This is a genomic window from Roseixanthobacter psychrophilus, from assembly GCF_043195195.1.
Lineage (GTDB): Bacteria > Pseudomonadota > Alphaproteobacteria > Rhizobiales > Xanthobacteraceae > NCEH01.
In genome coordinates, this window is record NZ_JBAFWT010000036.1 from 23834 (window position 1) to 46866 (window position 23033).

General features: G+C 65.2%; 19 protein-coding genes. 16 read left to right on the plus strand and 3 right to left on the minus strand.

Annotation, left to right across the window (positions count from 1 at the left end; genetic code table 11):
• Positions 1-84: 84 nt before the first annotated feature.
• Positions 85-1908, plus strand: a complete 1824-nt coding sequence (gene glmS / locus V5F77_RS22865; protein ID WP_429007655.1) for a glutamine--fructose-6-phosphate transaminase (isomerizing) — start codon at positions 85-87, stop codon at positions 1906-1908.
• Positions 1909-1948: 40 nt separating this feature from the next.
• On the opposite strand, the gene V5F77_RS22870 is transcribed toward glmS, so the two are convergent.
• A complete protein-coding gene (locus V5F77_RS22870) occupies positions 1949-2377 on the minus strand; it encodes a YbaN family protein (RefSeq protein WP_429007656.1) in 429 nt (142 codons plus the stop codon).
• A 6-nt stretch (positions 2378-2383) separates the two neighbouring features.
• Positions 2384-4492, minus strand: a complete 2109-nt coding sequence (recG, locus tag V5F77_RS22875; RefSeq protein ID WP_429007657.1) for an ATP-dependent DNA helicase RecG — start codon at positions 4490-4492, stop codon at positions 2384-2386.
• A gap of 268 nt (positions 4493-4760) precedes the next feature.
• On the opposite strand from recG, the gene V5F77_RS22880 reads away from it, so the two are divergent.
• The 15 genes from V5F77_RS22880 to V5F77_RS22950 all read left to right on the plus strand — a co-directional run bounded on the left by V5F77_RS22880 (position 4761) and on the right by V5F77_RS22950 (position 22471).
• Positions 4761-5414, plus strand: a complete 654-nt coding sequence (locus V5F77_RS22880) for a protein-L-isoaspartate(D-aspartate) O-methyltransferase (protein ID WP_429007658.1) — start codon at positions 4761-4763, stop codon at positions 5412-5414.
• Positions 5415-5506: 92 nt separating this feature from the next.
• Positions 5507-6775: an alpha/beta hydrolase gene (locus V5F77_RS22885; RefSeq protein ID WP_429007659.1), complete on the plus strand. Its 1269-nt coding sequence runs from the start codon at positions 5507-5509 to the stop codon at positions 6773-6775.
• A gap of 359 nt (positions 6776-7134) precedes the next feature.
• A complete protein-coding gene (locus V5F77_RS22890) occupies positions 7135-8076 on the plus strand; it encodes a peptidoglycan DD-metalloendopeptidase family protein (protein ID WP_429007660.1) in 942 nt (313 codons plus the stop codon).
• A 134-nt stretch (positions 8077-8210) separates the two neighbouring features.
• A complete protein-coding gene (nagZ, locus tag V5F77_RS22895) occupies positions 8211-9224 on the plus strand; it encodes a beta-N-acetylhexosaminidase (RefSeq protein ID WP_429007661.1) in 1014 nt (337 codons plus the stop codon).
• A gap of 4 nt (positions 9225-9228) precedes the next feature.
• On the plus strand, positions 9229-10035 hold the full coding sequence (locus V5F77_RS22900; protein WP_429007662.1) for a segregation and condensation protein A: 807 nt from the start codon (positions 9229-9231) through the stop codon (positions 10033-10035).
• A complete protein-coding gene (gene scpB / locus V5F77_RS22905; RefSeq protein ID WP_429007663.1) occupies positions 10032-10745 on the plus strand; it encodes an SMC-Scp complex subunit ScpB in 714 nt (237 codons plus the stop codon). The genes V5F77_RS22900 and scpB overlap by 4 nt, the downstream gene beginning before the upstream one ends.
• Positions 10742-11833, plus strand: coding sequence for an ABC transporter ATP-binding protein (locus tag V5F77_RS22910; RefSeq protein WP_429007664.1), 1092 nt, complete (start codon positions 10742-10744; stop codon positions 11831-11833). The genes scpB and V5F77_RS22910 overlap by 4 nt, the downstream gene beginning before the upstream one ends.
• A 172-nt stretch (positions 11834-12005) precedes the next feature.
• Positions 12006-12236 (plus strand): twin-arginine translocase TatA/TatE family subunit, encoded by a 231-nt coding sequence (locus V5F77_RS22915; protein WP_429007665.1) that lies wholly within the window; start codon positions 12006-12008, stop codon positions 12234-12236.
• 55 nt (positions 12237-12291) lie between these two features.
• On the plus strand, positions 12292-12888 hold the full coding sequence (gene tatB, locus V5F77_RS22920) for a Sec-independent protein translocase protein TatB (RefSeq protein WP_429007666.1): 597 nt from the start codon (positions 12292-12294) through the stop codon (positions 12886-12888).
• A complete protein-coding gene (gene tatC, locus V5F77_RS22925) occupies positions 12885-13685 on the plus strand; it encodes a twin-arginine translocase subunit TatC (protein ID WP_429007667.1) in 801 nt (266 codons plus the stop codon). The genes tatB and tatC overlap by 4 nt, the downstream gene beginning before the upstream one ends.
• A 101-nt stretch (positions 13686-13786) precedes the next feature.
• Positions 13787-15307 (plus strand): serine--tRNA ligase, encoded by a 1521-nt coding sequence (gene serS / locus V5F77_RS22930; protein ID WP_429007668.1) that lies wholly within the window; start codon positions 13787-13789, stop codon positions 15305-15307.
• A 261-nt stretch (positions 15308-15568) separates the two neighbouring features.
• Complete coding sequence (gene surE / locus V5F77_RS22935) at positions 15569-16336, plus strand: 5'/3'-nucleotidase SurE (RefSeq protein ID WP_429007669.1); 768 nt, start codon at positions 15569-15571, stop codon at positions 16334-16336.
• Positions 16337-16493: 157 nt separating this feature from the next.
• Positions 16494-16796 (plus strand): FAD assembly factor SdhE, encoded by a 303-nt coding sequence (locus V5F77_RS22940; RefSeq protein ID WP_429007670.1) that lies wholly within the window; start codon positions 16494-16496, stop codon positions 16794-16796.
• An 85-nt stretch (positions 16797-16881) separates the two neighbouring features.
• Entirely contained in the window at positions 16882-20394 is a 3513-nt protein-coding gene (gene mfd / locus V5F77_RS22945; RefSeq protein ID WP_429007671.1) for a transcription-repair coupling factor, read from the plus strand.
• 550 nt (positions 20395-20944) lie between these two features.
• A complete protein-coding gene (locus V5F77_RS22950) occupies positions 20945-22471 on the plus strand; it encodes an EAL domain-containing protein (protein ID WP_429007672.1) in 1527 nt (508 codons plus the stop codon).
• 55 nt (positions 22472-22526) lie between these two features.
• Here the strand turns inward: V5F77_RS22950 and V5F77_RS22955 are convergent, their stop codons facing one another.
• Entirely contained in the window at positions 22527-22889 is a 363-nt protein-coding gene (locus V5F77_RS22955) for a hypothetical protein (protein ID WP_429007673.1), read from the minus strand.
• Positions 22890-23033 lie beyond the last annotated feature (144 nt).

Sequence of the window (23033 nt, forward strand, 5' to 3'; positions counted from 1 at the left end):
GCGCTGCGCCACCTGGGGTGGCGGGGAAAGGCGAAGCAGGCTTTAAACGGCCTAGGGTGGAATTTTCACGGAGCGCAATCGGTCATGTGCGGCATTGTCGGCATTCTTGGTAAGACGCCCGTTGCGGAAAACTTGGTGGAATCGCTCCGCCGCCTGGAATACCGCGGCTATGATTCCGCCGGCATCGCGACTCTGGAAGATAACCACCTCACCTTGTGCCGCGCCGAGGGCAAGCTGCGAAATCTCGAAAAGAAGCTGGATCGGCATCCGCTTCATGGCCACACCGGCATCGGGCACACCCGCTGGGCGACTCACGGCAAGCCCTCCGAGCGCAACGCCCATCCCCATGCCACCAAGCGTGTCGCGGCGGTGCACAATGGAATTATCGAGAATTTTCGCGAGTTAAAGGAAGAGCTGATCGGCCGCGGCATCAGCTTCAAGAGCGACACCGACACCGAGGTAGTGGCCCAGCTTGTGGACCGGGAATTGCTGGCGGGCGTGGACCCGGTGAGCGCGGTCGGGGCCGTGCTGCCGCGCCTGAAGGGGGCGTTCGCGCTCGCCTTCGTGTTTGACGGCTTTGACGACCTCATGATTGCAGCCCGGCGCGGCTCGCCGCTGGCCATCGGCTACGGCGAAGGGGAAATGTTCCTCGGCTCCGATGCCATAGCACTCGGCCCGTTCACAGATACCATTTCATACCTTGAGGAAGGCGACTGGGCGATCTTGCATCGTGGCGGCGTCGAGATTCGCAACGAGCGCGGCGCGATCGTTCAGCGGACGATCCAGAAAGTGGCTGCCGGCACCTTGGTCGTGGACAAGGGCAACCATCGCCATTTCATGGCGAAGGAGATCTACGAGCAGCCCGAGGTCATCGCCCACACTTTCAGCCATTACGTGGACATTGCCGAGGAAGTCGTCTGCCTTCCGGAGCTGCCGTTTGACATTGCCGACGTCAGTCATATGTCGATCACCGCCTGCGGCACGGCTCTCTATGCTGGAGCGGTAGCGGAATACTGGTTCGAACGTTTCGCCCGCATTCCCGTGAGCACCGACATCGCCTCGGAATTCCGCTATCGCGAGACGCCGTTGCCGCCGGGGGGAGTGACCATCGTCATCTCCCAGTCGGGCGAAACCGCCGACACGCTCGCCTCCCTGCGCTATGCCAAGGAGTGCGGACAGAAGGTGGTGGCGGTGGTGAACGTGCCGACATCCACCATCGCCCGCGAGGCCGACGTGGTGCTGCCGATCCTGGCGGGACCGGAAATCGGCGTAGCCTCCACCAAGGCCTTCACCTGTCAGCTTGCGACCCTGCTGTGTCTGTCGGTGGCGTTTGGGCGTGCCAAAGGGCATCTTTCCGCCGAGGATGAGCATCGGCTGGTGCGCGCCATGATGGAAGTGCCGCGCCTGATGACCGAGGCACTAAAGTTGAGCCCGGAGATCGAGGTGCTGGCCCGCACCCTCTCAAAGGCGAAGGATGTGCTCTATCTCGGCCGGGGCACCAATTATCCATTGGCGCTGGAAGGCGCGCTGAAGCTGAAGGAAATCTCCTACATCCACGCCGAGGGCTATGCCGGCGGGGAGCTGAAGCATGGTCCGATCGCGCTGATCGACGAGAGGATGCCGGTGGTGGTGATCGCACCTTCCGACCGGATCTTCGACAAGACCGTCTCCAACATGGAGGAGGTGGCGGCGCGCGGTGGCAAGATCATCCTCGTCACCGATCCCGCCGGCGCCGCGCAGATTCATGTGGACGCGATCCAGAAGCTGATCCTGCCGGAAATGCCGGCGACGGTGGGACCGCTGGTCTATTCCATCCCTGTGCAACTCATCGCCTACCACACAGCGGTAATCATGGGCACCGACGTGGACCAACCGCGCAATCTGGCGAAATCCGTCACGGTGGAGTGATAGGGGGTGGGGCCGGCGTCAGGTTCGGGATGCCGCCGTCTCACCTTGACGGCCGCGTCACCATGAAAAGCGCCAGAACGCTGAAGAATATTCCGAGGCCGATCAACACCACCGTCGGCGCGCCCACATACCAGGACGCGCTCCAGGTGCCGACGAAGCTGGTGAGCGCGAGGAGCTTCACCGGCCAGGGGATGGCGCCGGTTTCCTGCCAGCGGGCGACGCTCGGCCCGAGATAGCGGTGGTTCAGCAGCCAGGCCTCGAACCTCGGCGAGGTGCGAGCGAAGCACCACGCGGCGAGAATCAAGAACACCGTGCCCGGCATCATGGGCACCACCATGCCGATCGCGCCGAGCGTGAGAAACACGCAGCCCGCCGCGAAAATGGCGCGGTGCATCAGCATCCCGCGCAGATCGGTGGGACGCGCGCGGGGATCGGGGGAGGGGGTGGCTGGCATATCGGGCGGGACCATCGTCCTTCAGCCGGCCGAGAGCAAGCGCATCGCCGCATCCCGCTCGTGGAGATACAGCATCATCCGCACCGGCGCGCTCTGCGCCCCGCCGAGCGTGGGATCGGCGCCGACGATGCGCGCGGCAACTTCCCGCGCCTGCGGCACCAGGGCCGCGTGCACATCCAGCCGGGCGAGGGCGAAGCCGGGAAAGCCGCTCTGGCGTGTGCCGAGCACGTCACCTTCGCCGCGCAGGCGCAGATCCTCTTCCGCGATGGCAAAGCCGTCCTCACTCTCGCGCAAGATGGCGAGCCGCGCTTTGGCGGTTTCGCTCAAGGGGCCGCGATACAGCAGCAGGCAGGTGGAGGCTTTGTCGCCGCGCCCCACGCGCCCGCGCAATTGGTGCAATTGGGCAAGGCCGAAGCGCTCGGCATGCTCGATCACCATGATGGTGGCATTGGGCACGTTCACGCCCACTTCCACCACCGTGGTCGCCACCAGGATGCGCGTTTCCCCGCTGGCGAAGCGGGCCATCACCGCATCCTTCTGCGCCCCGGAAAGGCGGCCGTGGACGAGGCCGACCTTGTCGCCGAAATAATGCTGCAGGCTCTCGGCGCGCTCGCTGGCGGCGGCGAGGTCGGAGACGTCGCTTTCCTCCACCAGCGGGCAGATCCAATAGCATTGCGCACCCTGCATAAGGGCCCGCCCCACGGCGGCGACCACTTCGTCGAGCCGCTCGATGGAGACAGAGCGCGTGTCGATGGGCAGGCGCCCTGGCGGCTTCTCTCGCAGCTCTGAACTTTCCATGTCGCCGAACAAGGTCAGCACGAGCGTGCGGGGAATGGGGGTGGCGGTCATCAGCAGCATGTCCACCGCCTCCCCCTTGCGGGAGAGCGCGAGGCGCTGTTCCACGCCGAAGCGGTGCTGCTCGTCCACGATGGCGAGCGCGAGATCGGCAAAAGCGACATCGTTCTGGATCAGCGCGTGGGTGCCGAGCACGAGGCCGATGCGCCCCTCCCGAAGGCCGGCGAGAATCGCCTCGCGCGCGCGCCCCTTCTCCCGGCCGGTGAGGATCGCGGTTTCGATGCCGGCCTTAGCGGCCAGCGGCGCGATGGTTTCCAGATGCTGGCGGGCGAGGATTTCGGTCGGCGCCATTAGCGCCGCCTGACGTCCGGCCTCGATCACGCCGGCGGCGGCCAGCAGGGCCACGACGGTCTTGCCCGAGCCGACATCGCCCTGGAGCAGGCGCAGCATGCGCTTTTCCGAGCCGATATCGGCCGATATGGCGGCGAGCGCGGTTTCCTGTGCGCCGGTGAGCGAAAAGGGCAGGGCGCTTCGCACGGCACGGGTGATATGCCCGTCGCCGATGCTCGCCCGCCCGCCGGTCTCGACCTGCCGGGCCCGCACCAGGGCCAAGGTCACCTGATGGGCGAGCAATTCCTCAAACGCGAGGCGCTGCCAGGCGGCGCCGGTGGGCTGCGCCTCGGCGAGGTCCGCCGGCCGGTGCACGCGATGGAGCGCATCGCGGAAGCTCGGCCAGCGGCCCTCGTGGAACAAGTCCGCCAGCAGCGCGGCGGCCGGTATCATCTCCGGCAGGTCGGGGATGCGCGTGAGCGCCGCCTCGATGGCCCGGCGCACATGGCCGGCGGCGAGCCCCTCCACGAGCGGATAGGTGGGTTCGATGGGCGGCAGCTTGGCGAGGCCGGCGGCATCGAGGATGCGGTCCGGATGGGTCATCTGCCGCATGCCGTCATAAAGCGTGATGCGTCCGCACAGCCAGCGCGTCTCGCCAACCGGCAGCAGGCGCTCGATGCGGGTGCGGTCGATGTTGAAATGCACCACGGTCAGATCGCCGCTTGAATCGCTCACAAGCGTCCGATGCGGCGCGCGGCGGCCGGGCGCGGGGGCCTGGTGGTCCTCCACAAATACCTCGACCGTCACGTCGGTATCGGGCGGGGCATCCGCGATGCGCGGGCGGGCGCGGCGGTCCACATAGCCGGAGGGCAGATGGAACAGCAGGTCGATCACCCGCGGCGTCTCGCGCGCCAGCAGGCGGGCGAACGGCTTTTCCAGTTTGGGGCCGATGCCCGAAAGGCTGGTCAGGGGCGCAAAGAGGGGATCGAGCAGGGCCGGGCGCATGGCGCGGCGAAGGTGGCCGAGGCGGGCGCATGGCGCAAGTGTGTTGCTCGCGCCTGTCCCGTACGCTGGCTCTGCGCATGGTGGCGCGGCGGAAATCGGCGAGTGACCTGCGGCGTTGCAACGGACCTCTGCGCTCCCCATGTTCTGCAAGCCGGGAAACCGTCTGCGATCAAGACGTTGGCGCTCGCTTTCGAGAAAATGCCCGCGCCGATCCGAATGAAAGTGGTCTAACATGTCCGTCGAGCAATTTCGGGAGCAAGACGGCGCCATGGCGGATACCGACGCCGAAAAGCAGGAACGCATCTCGTTCGTGCTGGGTTTGCGTCATCGCGGCATTCAGGATCTGGCGGTGCTGCGGGCCATGGAACTGGTGCCGCGCGCTCTGTTCGTTGATCCCGCCCTACGTCGCCATGCCTATGACGACGTCGCCTTGCCCATCGCGTGCGGGCAGACCATGTCGCAGCCGAGCGTGGTCGCCGCCATGACCGAGGCTCTCGCCGTCAACGCCCAGCACGGTGTGCTGGAGATCGGCACCGGCTCGGGCTACCAGGCCGCCGTTCTGTCCCATCTCGCCGGGCAGGTGGCGACCATCGATCGCTACCGCCAATTGGTGAGCGAGGCGCAGGTGCGCTTCAACGTGCTCGGCCTGCGCAATGTCACGGCCTTCGTCGGCGACGGGCGGACCGGGTTGCCGGCGCGCGCGCCGTTCGACCGCATCCTGATCACCGCCGCGACGGCGGAGCTGCCGCAGGATTTGGTGGACCAACTGCGGATCGACGGAATCCTCGTCGCCCCCATGGGCGATCCCAGCGAGGTGCAGATGCTGACGCGCTTCGTGAAAGGTCCGGGCGGCCTCTCGGCCACCGAGATGATGCCGGTGCGATTCGTCCCGCTCGTCGCCGGAGCCGCAGCGACTCTGTAAACAAATCAGAAATTTCGTGCATTGCGCCTCTCTTCCCCCTCCTCTATCCACGGGGTGTCCGCATGGGTCGGCGGGGGAGTTCAGGGGAAACGATGCGACGCGTTTCGTGCGGCCGTTCGGTGGCGATCGCCATTGTGCTTAGCCTCGCCCTGGCTGCATGCGGTGGCCGGCCGGCGGGTATTCTCGTTCCGGTCGAGGCGACCGTACCCGGAGCGAGCATCGTCGAAATGGTGGTCGCCACGACCCGTGCGCCCTCCACACGCCTCGACATGTTTTCCGGCGACCGGGGTAAGACCCTAAGCTTTGCGGAGATCGCCGTCTCGATTCCGCCGGACGGCAGTCGGAAGATTGGCGATGTCCAGTGGCCGAAGAGTGTGCCCGGCAATCCGGCGACCGATTTCGTCACCTTGCGGGCTGATAATCTGACCCAGAGTGCGGCGTTGGACTGGTTCAACAAGCGCATCAAGAGGACGCCGCGCCGGCAGGCGCTCGTATTCATCCACGGCTATAATAACCGGTTCGAGGACGCGGTCTTCCGCTTCGCGCAGATCGTCCACGATTCCCGTTCTCCGGTGACGCCGATCCTGTTCACATGGCCATCGCGCGGCAGTTTGCTCGCCTATGGATATGACCGGGAAAGCGCGTCCTATTCGCGCGACGCGCTGGAAACCTTGCTGACCAGTCTGGCCAAGGATCCCGCTGTGGGCGAGATTTCCATTCTCGCGCACTCGATGGGCAATTGGGTGACGCTCGAGGCGCTGCGGCAAATGGCGATCCGAAACGGCCGCATCGCGCCGAAGATCCGTAACGTGATGCTCGCCGCGCCCGATGTGGATGTCGACATTTTCCGCACCCAATACGCCGATTTCGGCACGCCGAAGCCGAACTTCACCATTTTCGTGTCGCAGGACGACCGCGCGCTGCAGGTTTCCAAGCAGGTTTGGGGCTCGTCGTTCCGCCTCGGACAGGTGAACCCGGAAGCGGAGCCGTTCCGCACCGAATTCGAGCGTGACAATATCACGGTGCTGGACCTTACCAAGCTGCAGACCGACGACAAGCTGAACCACGGCAAGTTCGCCGAGAGCCCGGAAGTGGTGAAAATGATCGGTGCCCGCCTCGCCCAGGGCCAAACCATGACGGATGGGCGTGAGGGCGTGGGCGACCGGATCATCCAGGTGACGGCCGGCACGGCGACCAGCATCGGCACGGCGGCTGGCGTGGTGCTTTCGGCCCCGGTGGCGGTGATCGATCCCTCCACCCGCGACAATTACGGCGCGCAGGTGGAAAGCCTGACGGGGCACATCAGCTCCACGGCTGGATCCGCCACCCATCTGCTGACGACGCCGCCAAAGGTAGAATAATCCGACTGGACGTTGCGTAATTGTCACACTGAAGGAAATGCTGCGGATGGCTCCGCAGCTTAAGGCGCCGTTTACTGCTGGGGCTCTTAAGTGGCCGCATGTTCGTTGCGTGCGAGTTCGGTCACATGCTTTTTTCCTGCGAAAACTTGGGACAAAACGTCTTGGCGCGGCTCGCCATGGTCGGGCTGGTCTCCGGTGCGCTCGCCGGATGCAGCTCGGATACCTCCCGTTTTTCCACACCGGGGCCAATGGCTAGCCAGGGGTCTCCGGAAGTGACGGGGTCGCTCGGCGCAGCGCCGACCGCTCGTGTGGATTCGGGCCCCATCACATCCGCGCCCCTGGGGCCCTCCGGTCCTCCGGTGGCGTATGCGGCCCCGCCGCCGCCGCCCTCGGGTGGACAGCCGCTCTATGGTGCTCCCAATTATGGCGCCGGGAATTATGCCGCCGCTCCGGCGGTGCCGCCCGCGGTGCATACCGCGGCGCGTGCGGCAAGCCATGTCGTCACACCTGGCGAAACGCTGACTTCCGTGGCGCAGAGCTACGGCATGACACGGGCCCAGCTTGCAACGGCGAACGGCATTTCGCCGGACTCTCAGCTGAAGATCGGGCAGAATCTTGTGGTGCCTCCGGGTACGGCTGGAAATCTTGCGCAGATCCGCCATGCGCCCGTTCCTGCGAAGCCTTCGGTGGTGACCGCCGTGCCTGCCCAACCGCCGCTTGCCGCACAGCCTGCCGCTCCTAAGACCGTGGTAGCCGCGAAGCCGCCTGTCGCCGCACCGGCTGCGCCTGCGCCAACTGTTACTGCCGCCTTGACTCCGGCGCCTTCCAAGACTGCTTCGGCCGCGCCGACCAAAGTCGAAACTGCCGCCAAGGTGACGCCGGCCGAGGATGCCGACGACGGCGTCCGGAGCCCCAGTTCTGGTCCCCAGTTCCGTGCACCGGTGCGCGGCCGGGTGATCTCCGGCTTTGGTCCGAAGCCCGGCGGCACCCGCAATGACGGCGTGAACTTTGCCGTTCCCGAAGGCACCAGCGTGCGCGCCGCCGAGGATGGCACCGTCGCTTATGCCGGCAACGAGCTGAAGGGATATGGCAATCTCGTGCTCATCAAGCATGCCGATGGCTATGTCACCGCCTATGCCCACAACAGCGAACTGATGGTGAAGCGCGGCGACACGGTGCGCCGCGGCCAGATCGTCGCCAAGGCGGGCCAAAGCGGCGGGGTGTCGACGCCCCAGCTCCACTTCGAAATCCGCAAGGGCTCTCAGCCCGTGGACCCGAGCCAATATGTGGCCGGCCTCTGAACCGAGGTTCGCCGGATCAGTTGTTCCTCCAAGAACCACCTTAAGGCCGGGCGCAGTCCCGGCCTTTTTTCGTTGGCTCCCAAGCCGAAGCGCTGCGTCTTGACGCGTCGCCGACGGCTAGATAGGCCCATGTCATGACCGAGAATGCCTTCATCGTCGGCCTTTCCGGCGCCCGGCTGCAGCCACAGGAGCGGGATTTCCTGCGCGCCCGCGCGCCTTGGGGGCTGATCCTGTTTGCCCGCAATGTCGAAACTCCGGACCAGGTGCGTCTGCTGGTGGCCGAGGCGCGCGATGCGCTTGGCCGCAAGGCACCGGTGCTGATCGACCAGGAGGGCGGTCGCGTGCAGCGGCTGCGCCCGCCCCATTGGCCCGAATATCCGCCGGCCGAGGCCTTTGGCACCATTTATGCTCGCGATCGGCAGGCAGGCCTTGAGGCGGTGCGCCTTAACTCCCGCCTGATCGCCGCAGACCTCGCCGATCTCGGCATCGATGTGGATTGCCTGCCGGTCGCGGACCTCCACCTGCCCGAGGGGCATGGCATCATCGGCAACCGCGCGTATGGAGAGACGCCGGCCGAGGTTGCCGCGTTGGCCCGGGCGGCGGCTGAGGGACTGCTGGATGGCGGCGTTCTGCCGGTGGTCAAGCATATTCCCGGCCATGGCCGGGCCCGCGTGGACAGCCACGAGCGGTTGCCGGTGGTGGAAACAAACCGCGCCGAGTTGGAGCGGACCGACTTCGCCGCCTTCCAGCCGCTCGCCGACCTGCCCCTCGCCATGACCGCCCATGTGGTCTATGCGGCGCTGGACGCGGAACGGCCGGCGACCACCTCTCCGTTGGTCATGGAACAGATTATTCGCGGCTTCATCGGCTTTTCGGGGCTGGTGATGAGCGACGACCTCTCCATGGGAGCGCTTTCGGGCACCGTCGCCGAACGGGCGGCGGCTTCGATCGCGGCCGGTTGCGACATGCTTCTGCATTGCAACGGAACCCTGGCGGAGATGGAGCAGGTGGCGGACAATGCCCCGGTGCTCGCCGGTCTTGCCGCCGAACGTGCCGAACGGGCGTTAGCAATGCGGGTCGCGTCCGACGGCTTCGACGCCGATGCGGCCCGGCTTCGGCTCGCGACCCTTTTGGGGATATCCAGCTAACGCCATGTCCACTGCGCCCGATTCCCCCGAATTCGCCGAGGATATTCCCGCCTCGGCCGGGGAAGGCGCTTTCGTGGTGGACATCGACGGTTTCGAAGGCCCGCTGGACCTGCTGTTGGCGCTCGCCCGCACCCAGAAGGTGGATCTGACCCGCCTCTCTATCCTCGCACTCGCGGATCAGTACCTCGCCTTCATCGATGCGGCGCGAAAGGTGCGGCTGGAACTTGCCGCCGACTATCTCGTCATGGCGGCCTGGCTCGCTTATCTGAAATCGCGCCTGCTGTTGCCCCTCCCGCCCCAGGAGGACGGGCCGAGCGCTGAAGAGATGGCCGCCGCCTTTGCCCGCCGGCTGCGGCATCTGGAGCGGATCCGCAAGGCAGCGGAACGGTTGATGGCACGTGAGCGGCTCGGCCGCGACGTGTTCGCCCGTGAGGTGCCGGAGCGTCCGCGCGACACGGCGCAAAAGGTCACCTATACCGCGACGCTGTACGATCTGCTCACGGCCTATGCCGCCCAGCGGCAGAAGCAGGCGCTGTCCTATGTCACGCTGAAAACCCGTGCGGTGTGGTCGTTGGCCGAAGCACGGGCGCGGCTGGAGCGGCTGCTGGGTGGCGTCGCCGGGGATTGGATGCGCCTTGACCACTTCCTGCTAGACTATCTCACGACCCCCGAGCAGCGAGCGACCGCACTGGCCTCCAGCTTTTCGGCGAGCCTGGAGATGGTGAAGGACGGGACATTGGACATGCGCCAGGATGCGCCCTTCGCGCCCCTCTGGTTGCGTAACCGGGCGGCGGAAGAGGGCGGAGCATGAACCGCGCCGCGCCGCGCGTCGATCTGTTCGATGCTCGTCCCGAGGACGAGCGGGCGCTCGCGCTGGCGCGTGACCTGCGGGTGATCGAGGCGCTGCTGTTCACGTCCGCGATGCCGCTGGATGCGGCGATGTTGCGCCTGCATCTGCCGGCGGACGCGGACATCCCCGCTTTGATGGACGCGCTGACCGCGGATTATGCCCGCCACGGCGTCAATGTCGTAAAGGTCGCGGGGGGCTGGATGCTGCGCACGGCTCCCGACCTTGCCCATGTGGTGGCGGCCGGGGCGGCGGAGCCGCGCAAGCTGTCGCGCGCCGCGATCGAGGTGCTTGCGATCATCGCCTACCACCAGCCGGTGACGCGGGCGGAAATCGAGGACATACGCGGGGTTTCCACCTCCAAGGGCACGCTGGACGTGCTGCTGGAAAGTGGCTGGGTGCGACTCCGCGGCCGCCGCAAGGCGCCGGGCCGGCCCGTGACATATGGAACCACGCCCACCTTTTTGGTGCATTTCGGGCTTGATGGCGTGCAGGATTTACCAGGCTTGGACGAGCTGAAGGGCGCGGGGCTGCTGGATGGGCGCATCCCGTCCGGCTTCTCGATCCCGCTGCCCTCGGATGACGACACCTTGCGCGAGGACGAGGAGCCGCTCGAGGCTGAGCCGCTCGATTTTGCCCTTGCGCCTCCGCCGGGTGACGAGGACGAGGAATGAACATCGAGACCGAAACCGTGCGCCAGCGAACCCCCGCCGCCATTGCCAAGGGCCTCAGCTTTGAGGATGTCCGCCTGTCCTATGGCGATGTGGAAGCCGTGCGCGGCGTGACGCTGCATGTTCGCCCGGGCGAGGTGCTGTGCTTGCTGGGTAATTCCGGCTGCGGCAAGACCTCGCTGCTGCGCCTTGCGGCCGGCATCGAGCGGCCGGACAGCGGGCGTATCAGCGTCGATACCATCGAGATGGCCGGCCCGTCCGTCTTCGTGCCGGCGGAGCGGCGCGGCATCGGCCTGGTGTTTCAGGATTATGCCCTGTTCCCCCATCTCACCAATCTGCAGAACGTGATGTTCGGTCTCTCGCGCCTGCGCAAATCGGAAGCGGAAGGGGAGGCGCTGCGCGCGCTCGCCCGGGTCGACCTGGAGCGCTACGCGGGGTCGTATCCCCATGAATTGTCCGGTGGCCAGCAGCAGCGTGTGGCGCTGGCGCGCGCGCTCGCCCCGCGTCCCGGAATCCTGCTGCTGGACGAGCCGTTTTCCGGCCTCGACCGGCGCCTGCGCGACCAGGTGCGCGCCGATACGCTGGCGGTGCTGCGTGACGCGCGCGCCACGTGCATTATCGTGACCCATGATCCCGAGGAGGCGATGCGTCTTTCCGACCGCGTCGCCTTGCTGCGCAACGGTAAATTGGTGCAGGTCGGCCCGCCGGAGGAACTGTATCGTACGCCAGTCGACATCGGCGCGGCGCGCTTCTTCTGCGAATTGAACGAGATGGAGGCGCGGGTCCGCTCCGGGCGTGTGGACAGCCCGCTCGGCAGCTTCGCGGCGCCGGTCGGCATGCCAGACGGGCCGGCGGTGGTGGCGGTCCGCCCGCAGGGCATCACGCTCACTGCCAACCCGTGCGGGATTCGCGGCCGGGTGGTGGAGCGGCGGTTCCTGGGCGAGCTCGATCTCGTTGAAGTGATGGTGGAGGGACGCGACCGCCCGGTGGTGGCGCGGTTGCGCGCGCCCCCCGGTGCGGTGCCTGGACGCGAGATCGGGGTGATGGTGGATCCCGCCGAAGTCCTTGTTTTCGCCGCTTCCCAGGGGTAACGCTCGTGGGCCGGGGAGCGCTTGGCGGGCGGAGGCCGGAAGGTGAGGAGGACGATCATCCCAATCGGGAAAAGTCGTTCAACTTTACCGGGACATGCTCTAGAGTCATTGCATGTGAGCGGCGCAAAGCCGCGCCGGGCGCCGAACGCGCGACGTATTTGGAGGAAGTGTTATGGGTTCGTTGAGCATCTGGCACTGGATCATCGTGCTGGCCGTGGTGCTCCTCCTGTTCGGTCGCGGCAAGATCTCCGACCTGATGGGCGACGTGGCCAAGGGCATCAAGTCCTTCAAGAAGGGCATGGCCGAGGACGACACGCCTGCACCCGCTTCCGCCCCGGAGGCGCCGCGTCCGATACCGCACCAGGCATCGCCGGCTCCCGAGGCTGAGAAGAAGGCCGTCTGAGGCTTCATTCGGGCGCGAGAGGAGGCCGCGGCTGAGCCGCAGGCATTGAGCCGTCATGTTCGACATCGGCTGGTCGGAGCTCATGTTGATCGGCATTGTTGCGCTGATCGTCATCGGGCCCAAGGAATTGCCATCGGTTCTGCGCACCGTGGGGCGCACAGTCACAAAGCTGCGCCGCATGGCCAGCGAGTTCCAGGGGCAGTTTCAAGATGCCCTTAGGGAAGCTGACCTTTCGGACATGCGTAGCGAGATCGGCAATATCGCCGAGAGCGCGAAATCCTCGTTCCCGGGGTCGGACGTGTTTGACCCGCTGCGCAGCATCCGCGAGGAAATCCGCTCCACCGTCGAAGGCACGACCAAGCCGGTCGAGCCTGCGTCGGCGCCCAAGACCATTTCGCCCCATGAAGCTGCCGCCATGAGCGCGGCCGCGGCCATCACGGCGGCCACGGCTGAGATCGTCGGTCCTGCGGCGGCCCAGCCGGCGCCGGCCCTTTCCGCACCGACCGCATCCGCGCCGGCTGTGCCCACCATCGCCGTCTCCAGCGAGCCCCTCGTGCCATTGCCGCCCCCAGCCGCCGAGCCGGTCCTGCTTGCGCCGCCCGGCGAAGGCGCAGCGCCGTCCGCTCCCGAAGCCGATGGATCGCGGGCATGAGCACGGATGAAATCGACGCCTCGAAGGCGCCGCTGATCGAGCATCTGATCGAGCTGCGCGCGCGCCTTATTAAATCGGTGATCGCGTTCCTGATCGCCTTCTTCATCTGCTTCATGCTGGCGAAGCAGATCTATAATATCCTGTTGTGGCCCTATGAATTTGCCTCCGGGTTCTCCGCCGGCGTGAAGCTCATCTATACCGCGCCGCAGGAGTTTCTCTTCACCCAGATCAAGCTCGGCATGTTCGGGGCGGCGTTCATTTCATTTCCCGTGGTGGCGAGCCAGATCTACATGTTCGTCGCGCCGGGCCTCTACAAGCACGAGAAGAACGCCTTCCTGCCGTATCTGGTTGCGACGCCCATCTGCTTCATGATCGGCGCGGCTTTCGTCTATTTCGTCGCCATGCCGCTCGCCATGACCTACTTCCTCGGCATGCAGCAGGTGGGTGGAAACGGGCAGGCGGAAATCTCGCTGCTGCCCAAGGTCAGCGAATACCTCTCGCTGATCACCACCTTGATCCTCGCATTCGGCATCTGCTTCCAGCTTCCGGTGATTCTCACTCTCCTGGCGCAGGTGGGCGTGGTGACGGCGGACATGCTGGTGAAGGCGCGGCGCTATGCCATCGTCGGCGTGTTCATCCTGGCCGCCGTACTGACTCCACCGGACGTCGTCAGCCAGCTCTCCCTTGCGATCCCGACGCTGCTTCTCTACGAGATTTCGGTCTATCTGGTGCGCATCGTCGAGAAGCGGCGGAACGCGGCCGAAGCGGCCCGCACGGCGGCTGAGGCGGCGGACTGAGGTTTTCGGGCGCATCCCACACTGTTTCAGGCGCGGGGTGATGCCCGTCCGTCCTAAAGGGCGGCGGCGCGCCTTCGCCTTTTCGCGGCGGAGCCGGTTTCATGCACGATATCAGATGGATCCGCGAGCAGCCCGAGGGCCTCGTCACGGCCTTGACGCGCCGCCGCGTCGATGTGGCGGAGGCAACCGCCCTGCGCGCCAAGCTGCTCGTCCTCGACGAGCAGCGCCGCGCCGCGCTCACCACGCTGGAAGGCCTGCTCGCCCGCCGCAATGCGGCGTCGAAGGAAGTCGGCCAGGCCAAGGCGGCGAAGGATGAAGCCCGCGCCGCTGCCCTCATGGAGGAAGTCGGCCGGCTGAAGGTGGATATTCCCGCTCTGGAGCAGGAAGCAAAAGCGCTCGACGCCGCGCTGACCACCGAGCTTGCCGCCATCCCAAACGTGCCGCTGGACAGCGTGCCCGATGGCGCGGACGAGCACGACAATGTGGAGAAGAGCGTCTCCGGTACCAAGCCCGCCTATGATTTTGCGGCGAAACAGCATTTCGAGGTCGGCGAAGGCCTCGGAATGATGGATTTCGACACGGCCGCGAAGCTGTCCGGCGCGCGGTTCGTGGTCAACAGGGGCCCCCTGGCGCGCATGGAGCGGGCGCTGGGGCAGTTCTTCCTGGACGTGCATACGGAAGAGCATGGCTATACGGAAGTGAACCCGCCGCTTTTGGTCGGCGATGACGCCATGTTCGGCACGGCCCAGCTCCCCAAGTTCGAAGAAGATCAGTTCTTTGCCGCCTCCAAAGTAAATTGGAAGAATTCGGACAGCGTCTTGGATTCGCCCGGCTCTGAGTGGTTGATGCAGAGCTTGCGCCCGAGCGAGCTTCGCGAATTGGCAAGCCGCATTGCGAATATTTCGTCCGAGCAAGAAGATGCCTTCTTGGCGGGCGAGGCTGGCAGTCTCGTTATCAGGACTTTCCTTGATGCTACGAACGCCGCTGAAGTGGGACGACGGCGCTGGCTCATCCCCACGGCCGAAGTCCCCCTCACCAATCTCGTCCGCGAATCCATCCTGTCCGAGGAAGAACTCCCCCTGCGCCTCACCGCCTGCACGCCGTGCTTCCGGGCCGAGGCAGGGTCGGCGGGGCGTGATACGCGGGGCATGATCCGCCAACACCAGTTCACCAAGGTGGAATTGGTCTCCATCACCACGCCGGAAAAGTCGCTGGAGGAGCACGAGCGCATGCTCGCCTGCGCCGAGGCGGTGCTGAAGAAGCTGGATCTGCATTATCGCGTGGTGACGCTCTGCACCGGCGACATGGGGTTCGCCTCGCAGAAGACCTATGACATCGAGGTGTGGCTGCCGGGGCAGGGGATGTATCGCGAGATTTCCTCCTGCTCGGTGTGCGGCGATTTCCAGGCCCGCCGCATGGATGCGCGTTACCGCCCCAAGGATGCGAGCGGAAAAGCGGGTGCCCCGCGCTTCGTCCATACGCTGAACGGCTCCGGGGTCGCGGTCGGCCGCGCCTTGGTGGCGGTGCTGGAGAATTACCAGCAGGAGAATGGCGCGGTCGCCGTGCCCGAGGTGCTGCTGCCTTACATGGGCGGGCTGAAGGTAATCGAGAAATTGAAATAGGCGCTGCACGGCAGGATTTTATGGGCCCCTGGCGCCCCCTCCCGCTTGCGGGGAGGGGCATGTGCCTGCTGCCGAGGCCGCGCCCAGCCTCATTTTCGCGAGCAGCCCAACGCAAATACCTCCCACTTTCGTTGCAGTGGGTCGGCACTCCGGGTAAGCAGCGCTCATCGGGTGCCGCACGGTCGCTGGCTGGTCTGCCAACGTGGTGTCCGCGCCATCCATGCCGCCGGCACCAGGCGGTCGGAGAAGAGGACCCATCCCATGCGCATCCTGGTGACGAACGACGACGGCATCCATGCGCCGGGGCTCGACGCATGCGCGCGCATCGCGCGCACCCTCTCGGACGACGTGTGGGTGGTGGCGCCGGAGACCGACCAGTCGGGCGTCGCCCATTCGCTCTCGCTCAGCGACCCGCTGCGCCTGCGGCAGGTGGAGGAGCAGCGGTTCGCGGTGAAGGGGACGCCCACCGATTGCGTCATCATGGCGGTCCGCCATCTGATGGAGGGAAGGGCGCCGGACCTGGTGCTCTCGGGTGTCAATAGGGGCCAGAACATCGCCGAGGACGTGAGCTATTCCGGCACAGTGGCGGGTGCCATCGAGGGCACCATCCTCGGCATCCCCTCCATCGCGCTGTCTCAGGCATTCGGCATCAAGACGCGCATGAACCCCTCCTTTGACACCGCTGAAACGCATGCGCCGGAAGTGATCCGCACCTTGCTGAAGGAAGGCATTCCCGCGGGGCTCCTGGTGAATGTGAACTTCCCCGATCGCCCGCCCGAGGAGGTGCAGGGCATCGCCGTGACCGCGCAGGGCCGGCGCGACCAGAATCTGATGCGCATCGACGCGCGCCAGGACGGGCGCGGCAATGCCTATTATTGGATCGGCTTCGAGCGGCGGGTGTTCGGCACCGTGCCCGGCTCGGACCTGCGGGCGCTGGACGAGGGCCGCATCTCGGTAACCCCCCTGCGGCTGGACATGACGGACGAACCCTTCATGACCCGCCTTGCCCAGGTGTTCGACGAAAAATAGTCCTGCATTCAGGCTGTCGCGGCGTCGCCGGGAAGGCCCGCGCCGGCACTGGCCAGCGCGGGCTGAAAGCGACTATAAGCGAAGGCACGGACGGGTCCTGAAGGGCCCGGCCGCATTTTGCCGTTGCGCGATCCGGGTCGCGCGGGAGGACGAAACCGTGACGGGAACCGAGAAGTCGAGCGCAGGCCTTGATGTGCGCCGCAGGCGCATCCTGTTCCGGGCCTGGCATCGTGGCACGCGGGAGATGGACCTACTCATGGGCCGCTTCGCCGATGCCGAGATCGAGGCACTGACCGAGGATGAGGTCGCGCAGTTCGAAATCCTGATCGAGGTGGAAGATCCCGACCTCATCGGCTGGATCGGCGGCAATGTGCCGGTGCCGGCTGAGCAAGACACCGAGATATTTCGCCGGCTCCAGGGCTTCCATTTGTCCGGCCGGGGTGTGCCGCGCGGGCTCTAGCGCGCCGTCTGCCCTGTTTCTCCCTACTAAGCCGGGCCGCCGCGCTCGTGGAACCGGCGTCCGTCCGCCCAATTGGAACCGATCCGTGAAGCGTCCCCGTCCCCTCGTCGAAGACATCGCCCCCGGTGCCCCCCTTACCCTCTCGCGTGTGCCCGACGGCCTGGAAGGCTTGATCGTCGCCGATCTCGCCCGCTCGCTCGCGGCGAAGAAGGGGGCGAAATGGCCGAGCCTCGTGGTGCTTTGCCGCGATGGCCAGCGGATGGCGGCGCTGGAGCGGGGACTGGCCTTCTATGCGCCTGAGCTTGAGGTGCTGACTTTTCCCTCCTGGGATTGCCTGCCCTATGACCGCGCTTCGCCGAACGGCGCCATCGTGGCGCGGCGCATGTCTACGCTGGCGCGGCTCGCCCGCGTCCACGGCGGGGACGCGAGCATCCTGCTCACCACGGTCAATGCAAGCGTGCAGCGCGTGCCGGCAAAAGAAGTGCTGGCTGCCCAGTCGCTCGCGGCCAAGCCGGGCAATGCCATGGCGCTGGAAGGCATCGTGGAATGGGCCGAGCGCAACGGCTATCTGCGCACGCCCACCGTGCGTGACACCGGCGAATATGCCGTGCGCGGCGGCCTGATCGATCTGTTCCCCCCCGGCCTCGTCCAGCCGATCCGCCTGGATTTCTTCGGCGACACGCTGGAAAGCATTCGCGCCTTCGATCCGGAGACGCAGCGCACCTCGGGCCAGATGTCGGCGCTGGAACTGGTGCCCATGGCCGAATTCCAGCTCACCAGCGACACCATGCGCCGCTTCCGCATGGCCTATCTCGCGGAATTCGGTGCCAACACCAAGGGCGACACGCTCTATGAGGCCGTGAGTGAAGGCCGCCGCCATGCCGGCATGGAGCATTGGCTGCCGCTGTTCCACGAAGGGCTCGACACGCTGTTCGATTATCTTGAGGGTATCCCCCTGGTGGTTGATCCCTTGACGGAAGAAGCGGCCGGCGAGCGGATCGGCCAGATCGAGGAATATTACGGCGCCCGCAAGGAGGCGCTGGGTTTGGCGGCGGGTGGCGCGACCTACAAGCCGCTGCCGCCCGACCGCCTTTATCTCTCCGGCAAGGAGTGGAGCGGGCGGCTTGCTGCTTCGGCCCTGGTGCGGATTTCTTCCTTTGCGACGCCCGAAACTTCGCGCGGCAAGGTGATCGATATTGGCGGCGTGCAGGGCCGCTCGTTTGCCGCGGAACGCGCCGATCCCGAGGTCAATGTGTTCGACCTGGCGGTGGAACACGTGCGCACGTTGCAGAAGACCAAGAAGGTGATCCTTGCCGGCTGGTCTGAAGGCTCGCGCGAGCGGCTTGGCACGGTGCTCGCCGATCATGGGCTGAAGGACACCACCCCCATCTCCCGCTTCGCCCTTCTGGATGCCTTGCCGAAGACCAAGGCGGCGCTTGCGGTCTATGGGCTGGAGGTAGGTTTCGAGACGCCCGACTTCGCCATCCTTGGCGAGCAAGACATCCTCGGCGATCGCCTTGTACGGCCCAAGCGCAAGGCGCGGCGCGCGCAGGATGTGCTGTCCGAGCTGAACGCGCTCACCGCCGGCGACCTCGTGGTGCATGTGGACCACGGCATCGGCCGCTTCGTCGGGCTAAAGGCCATTGAGGCAATGGGCGCGCCCCACGATTGCCTGGAGATCCATTATGCCGGCGGCGACAAGCTGTTCCTGCCGGTGGAGAATCTCGAACTGCTGACGCGCTACGGCTCAGAGGACACCGAGGCGCAACTCGACAAATTGGGTGGCGGCGGCTGGCAGACGCGCAAGGCGCGGATGAAGAAGCGCATCCGCGAGATGGCGGGCGAGCTCATCAAGATCGCCGCCGCGCGCCAGCTTTCGGAAGCCCCGCGGCTTGTGCCGGCGGCGGGCTTGTACGACGAGTTCCGCGCCCGTTTCGCTTATGAGGAGACCGACGACCAGCAGGCCGCCATCGAGGCGGTGCTTGACGATCTCGGTTCCGGCCATCCCATGGACCGCCTGGTGTGCGGCGATGTGGGCTTCGGCAAGACGGAGGTGGCGCTGCGCGCCGCCTTCGCGGTGGCGCTTTCGGGCAAGCAGGTGGCGGTGGTGGTGCCGACCACGCTGCTGGCGCGCCAGCATTTCCGCACCTTCACCGAGCGCTTCAAGGGCTTGCCGGTCAACGTCGCGCAGGCCTCGCGTCTGGTCACGGGCAAGGATATGACGGCCGTGAAGGCGGGGCTCGCTGACGGCCATGTGGATATCGTCGTGGGTACCCACGCGCTGCTGGGCAAGGGCATCCACTTCCGCGATCTCGGCCTGGTGATCGTTGATGAAGAGCAGCATTTCGGCGTTGCCCATAAGGAGCGGCTGAAGGCACTGCGGGCGGAGGTGCACGTCCTCACCCTCACCGCGACGCCCATTCCCCGCACCCTGCAACTCGCCATGACGGGCGTGCGCGAACTCTCGCTCATCGCCACCCCGCCGGTGGATCGCCTCGCGGTGCGCACCTTCATCACGCCGTTCGACCCGCTCACCATCCGCGAAGCCTTGCTGCGTGAGCGGTATCGCGGCGGCCAGAGCTTCTATGTGGTGCCGCGCATCGACGATCTCGCCGAAGTGCGCGAGTTCCTGGAAAAGCAGGTGCCGGAACTGAAGGTGGCGGTGGCGAACGGCCAGATGGCGGCAACCGCGCTGGAAGACATCATGTCCGCTTTCTACGACGGGCAATATGACGTGCTGCTTTCCACCACCATCGTGGAAAGCGGGCTCGACGTGCCCAACGCCAACACGCTGATCGTGCATCGCGCCGACATGTTCGGCCTCGCCCAGCTCTACCAATTGCGCGGACGCGTCGGACGGGCGAAGTCGCGTGCCTATGCGCTGTTTACGACGCCCGCCGCAAAGCCCATGACCACCCAGGCCGAGCGGCGGCTCAAGGTGCTGCAATCCCTGGAGACGCTCGGCGCCGGCTTCCAGCTCGCGAGCCACGATCTCGACATTCGCGGCGCCGGCAATCTCTTGGGCGACGAGCAGTCCGGCCATATCAAGGAAGTCGGCTACGAGCTGTATCAGGAGATGTTGCAGGAGGCGATTGCGCACCTGAAGGCTGGCATCACCGAGATCGCGGCCGACAAATGGTCGCCCAACATCACCATCGGCATGCCGGTGCTGATCCCGGAAGACTATGTCACCGATCTGCATGTGCGGCTCGCGCTCTATCGCCGGCTCGCGGACATCGAGACCGACGCGGAGCTGGATTCCTTCGGCGCCGAACTGGTGGACCGCTTCGGCCCGGCGCCGGAAGAGGTGACGCACCTGATCCGCCTCACCCAGATCAAGGCGCTCGCCCGCCGTGCCAATGTGGGCAAGGTGGACGCGGGCCCGAAGGGCGTGGTGCTGGCGTTCCGCGACAACCAGTTCGCCGATCCCTCCGGCCTCGTCCAGATGATCAACGCCGAGGGACCACAGGCCAAGGTGAGGCCGGACTTCAAGGTGGTATTTTTGCGTGAATGGCCTAATGCCGAGGCTAGGTTGAAGGGGACCCTTGCCATTTTGAAGAAGCTTGCTGCGCTCACCGAGAAACGCAGGGTCGTCTGAGGCCGATAAGGCATATTATCTATACTTATATCCGTGCAATTCTACCTCTGATCGGGCAGGGTGAACATGGGGATAGGGAGTCTGCAAAGGGATGATCCAATGGTCATGCCCGGGCTTGGCAAAGGGCTCGGCTGCGTTGGCATTGTCTTCGGGGTGATAGGGTCGATGTCCTTGCTCGGGGACTGGGGAGCTAAGTTGGCTGGATCCATGTCCGGTACACGGCCTGACCGCGGTCAGGCGGCCTGTTGACGCGGCTGTGCTCGTGGTTAGGTTGTGGTTTCTACAAGGTTGCGGGCGCTGTACGGGCGTTCTTTAAGATGTCGGTTTCGAAAGCCCTCACATCGATCGGTGCCGTTCTCCTCGGTCGCCGGTCCGGGTCCGGTGCCGACGGTATTCCTTGGTGTGGGGATGTGCGGGCGGCCGCCAGCTTGCCGTCTGGGCAATGGGCTTGGCTCACCCAAGGGTTATGAGAAGAGTGCCGTTTTTCAGCGGTGATTTATCTTTGTGCCCTGCGTTTTCGCCTCTAACAAAGAATACGAAAGTCGGTGTTATGTTTCCTACATCGAAGAGAGCTGAGGCGAAGCTCATTTTTGTATTCATCGGTGTGATGACGTTCTTTTTTCTGGTGTCTTGTTTTCTTGACTACAGAGCCGCGCGGTCCGATGCTTTGTTAAACGCCCACAATCAGACAATCGGGATTGTCTCCTGGGTGGAGCGAAACCTCGATTTGACGGCCCAGGCCATGCGTACTGTGGCGGAGGAGACTCGTTCGGATTGCCGCCAAGGCGAGATGGCAACCATCGTCGGTCGTCTGCTGCGGACCGTGTCGGTCAAGGGCATCGAAGTGCGGACCGACAGCCAGGTTTTATGTCATTGGGTTCCCCCTGCGGACGCCGTGTCGGGTGAAGGCTTATGTCAGTCGCCGCAATCCGAGAACGCCATCGTCCAGGTGGCGGTGCGCGGTGAGAATGGCCTGATGGCCACAGCGCTTGTGGATGCGCAATGTCTCCTAACGCCGTTCATCCTGTCTCAGGCCGATTCAATGACGACGATCCATTTTGCTGCAGGGTCCCTCCGTGAAGGTGAGACGCTTGTCCGCCCGTCGATCCATTTTCCAGAAACATCATGGTGGAAGCCGGAGGCTGTCGTCTCCCATACATCGGCGCGTTGGCCGCTGACAGTCGGTGCGAGTGTCCCGGAACTCACTCTGGCCGAGAATTGGGCCGCGCGCCTTCCTCTGCATATCGGCATGTTCGTTGCGCTGGGTGCAGCGTGCTGGATTGGCCCGCTCTCTATGATGCGCCGCCGCCTATCTATCGCCGGGCAGGTTCGCGGAGCCCTGCGCCGCAGCGAGTTCTATCTGCTGTATTTGCCGACCGTGCAGATAGAAACCGGTGAATGGGTTGGAGTAGAGGCGCTGCTACGCTGGCGTCACGGACAATTCGGGATTTTGCAGCCCTCGGCCTTCATTCCCTGGATCGAGAAAAGCGCGCTCGCCCACGACACAACCGAATGGGTGATGCGGCAAGCTTCCAAGGACCTGCGGCGCCTGAGGACCCTCAACGATGATATTTATGTGGGGATCAACGTACCCCCAAATCAGCTTGCCGACCCACGTTTGGTAGATGCGGCAAAATCGGCGTTCGGTGGGCACGAATGTTGTCTCAATCGGGTGATGTTCGAGCTGACTGAACGTGAAATGGTCGATTATGGGCTGCCCGTCGTGCAAGAGGTTGTCGGGCGGCTGAGAGATTTGGGCGCGCAGATCGCCCTGGACGATTTTGGCGTCGGCTTTTCCAATATCGCCTGCCTGCGGGCAATACGGGTGGACGTGATCAAGGTGGATAAATCATTCACCCATGACCTGGAGACCGTAGGCAACAATTCGAACATTGTGGATGTTGTCGTGAAGCTCGCACGCGACTTTGGTGTAAAGGTCATTGCCGAGGGCGTCGAAACAGAAAGTCAGTTGGAATCTTTGCGCAGCACGGGGGTGCAGGTTGCCCAGGGGTTCCTGTTCTCTAAGCCACTGGAAGTGGACGCCGTGCTCATGCATCTTCGCGCCCAGGCAGCTTGATCGGAGCCAGGACGCAAAGTGCGTCGCGGCGTCGCCCTAATTAATGAGCCGGATATCAATTGCTGGCAGGCGCCGGATTCGGCATTGTCGTTGCGGCCCCGTTTGGTGTGGTGTCCGTCGTGGGGCGCGTACTCGCACCGGTCGTGGTTGCCGGCCGGTTTTTGCTCTTTGCGCTCGAAGAGCTGCCAGTGTGTTTTTTTACCTTGGTGTTCTGCGGCACGCCTAATACGCCCTTCACGCCGCCCACAACACCACCGGTGACTCCACCGACCGCGCCGCCCACCGCCGCGCCCACCGGACCGGCGGCGTTACCGCCGACGGCGGCCCCTTCTTGAGCGCCGCGCACAACGCCCTGAGCGGCCACTGGGCCGGTAAGGGCAGCAAGGCCTATGAAGGCCAGAGCAATGGTTGTTTTCATGGCTGCTTTCTCCTCTTCGTTTGAACGCTGGCCGCATCGGCCCGGTTCCCCCGCGTGACCGGCGGCGTCCGTCTGGAGGTGCCGGCTTGATGCGGCGTTCCCGGAATGAGGCGACACGGTATGTCGCGACCCCGGTGGTAGAGA

What these genes read in the sequence shown, in the direction of transcription:
- glmS (WP_429007655.1), top strand. Translation starts at nt 85, where the DNA reads ATGTGCGGCATTGTCGGCATTCTTGGTAAGACGCCCGTTGCGGAAAAC.
- V5F77_RS22870 (WP_429007656.1), bottom strand. Translation starts at nt 2,377, where the DNA reads ATGGTCCCGCCCGATATGCCAGCCACCCCCTCCCCCGATCCCCGCGCG.
- recG (WP_429007657.1), bottom strand. Translation starts at nt 4,492, where the DNA reads ATGCGCCCGGCCCTGCTCGATCCCCTCTTTGCGCCCCTGACCAGCCTT.
- V5F77_RS22880 (WP_429007658.1), top strand. Translation starts at nt 4,761, where the DNA reads ATGGCGGATACCGACGCCGAAAAGCAGGAACGCATCTCGTTCGTGCTG.
- V5F77_RS22885 (WP_429007659.1), top strand. Translation starts at nt 5,507, where the DNA reads ATGCGACGCGTTTCGTGCGGCCGTTCGGTGGCGATCGCCATTGTGCTT.
- nagZ (WP_429007661.1), top strand. Translation starts at nt 8,211, where the DNA reads ATGACCGAGAATGCCTTCATCGTCGGCCTTTCCGGCGCCCGGCTGCAG.
- V5F77_RS22900 (WP_429007662.1), top strand. Translation starts at nt 9,229, where the DNA reads ATGTCCACTGCGCCCGATTCCCCCGAATTCGCCGAGGATATTCCCGCC.
- scpB (WP_429007663.1), top strand. Translation starts at nt 10,032, where the DNA reads ATGAACCGCGCCGCGCCGCGCGTCGATCTGTTCGATGCTCGTCCCGAG.
- V5F77_RS22910 (WP_429007664.1), top strand. Translation starts at nt 10,742, where the DNA reads ATGAACATCGAGACCGAAACCGTGCGCCAGCGAACCCCCGCCGCCATT.
- V5F77_RS22915 (WP_429007665.1), top strand. Translation starts at nt 12,006, where the DNA reads ATGGGTTCGTTGAGCATCTGGCACTGGATCATCGTGCTGGCCGTGGTG.
- tatB (WP_429007666.1), top strand. Translation starts at nt 12,292, where the DNA reads ATGTTCGACATCGGCTGGTCGGAGCTCATGTTGATCGGCATTGTTGCG.
- tatC (WP_429007667.1), top strand. Translation starts at nt 12,885, where the DNA reads ATGAGCACGGATGAAATCGACGCCTCGAAGGCGCCGCTGATCGAGCAT.
- serS (WP_429007668.1), top strand. Translation starts at nt 13,787, where the DNA reads ATGCACGATATCAGATGGATCCGCGAGCAGCCCGAGGGCCTCGTCACG.
- surE (WP_429007669.1), top strand. Translation starts at nt 15,569, where the DNA reads ATGCGCATCCTGGTGACGAACGACGACGGCATCCATGCGCCGGGGCTC.
- V5F77_RS22950 (WP_429007672.1), top strand. Translation starts at nt 20,945, where the DNA reads ATGTTTCCTACATCGAAGAGAGCTGAGGCGAAGCTCATTTTTGTATTC.
- V5F77_RS22955 (WP_429007673.1), bottom strand. Translation starts at nt 22,889, where the DNA reads ATGAAAACAACCATTGCTCTGGCCTTCATAGGCCTTGCTGCCCTTACC.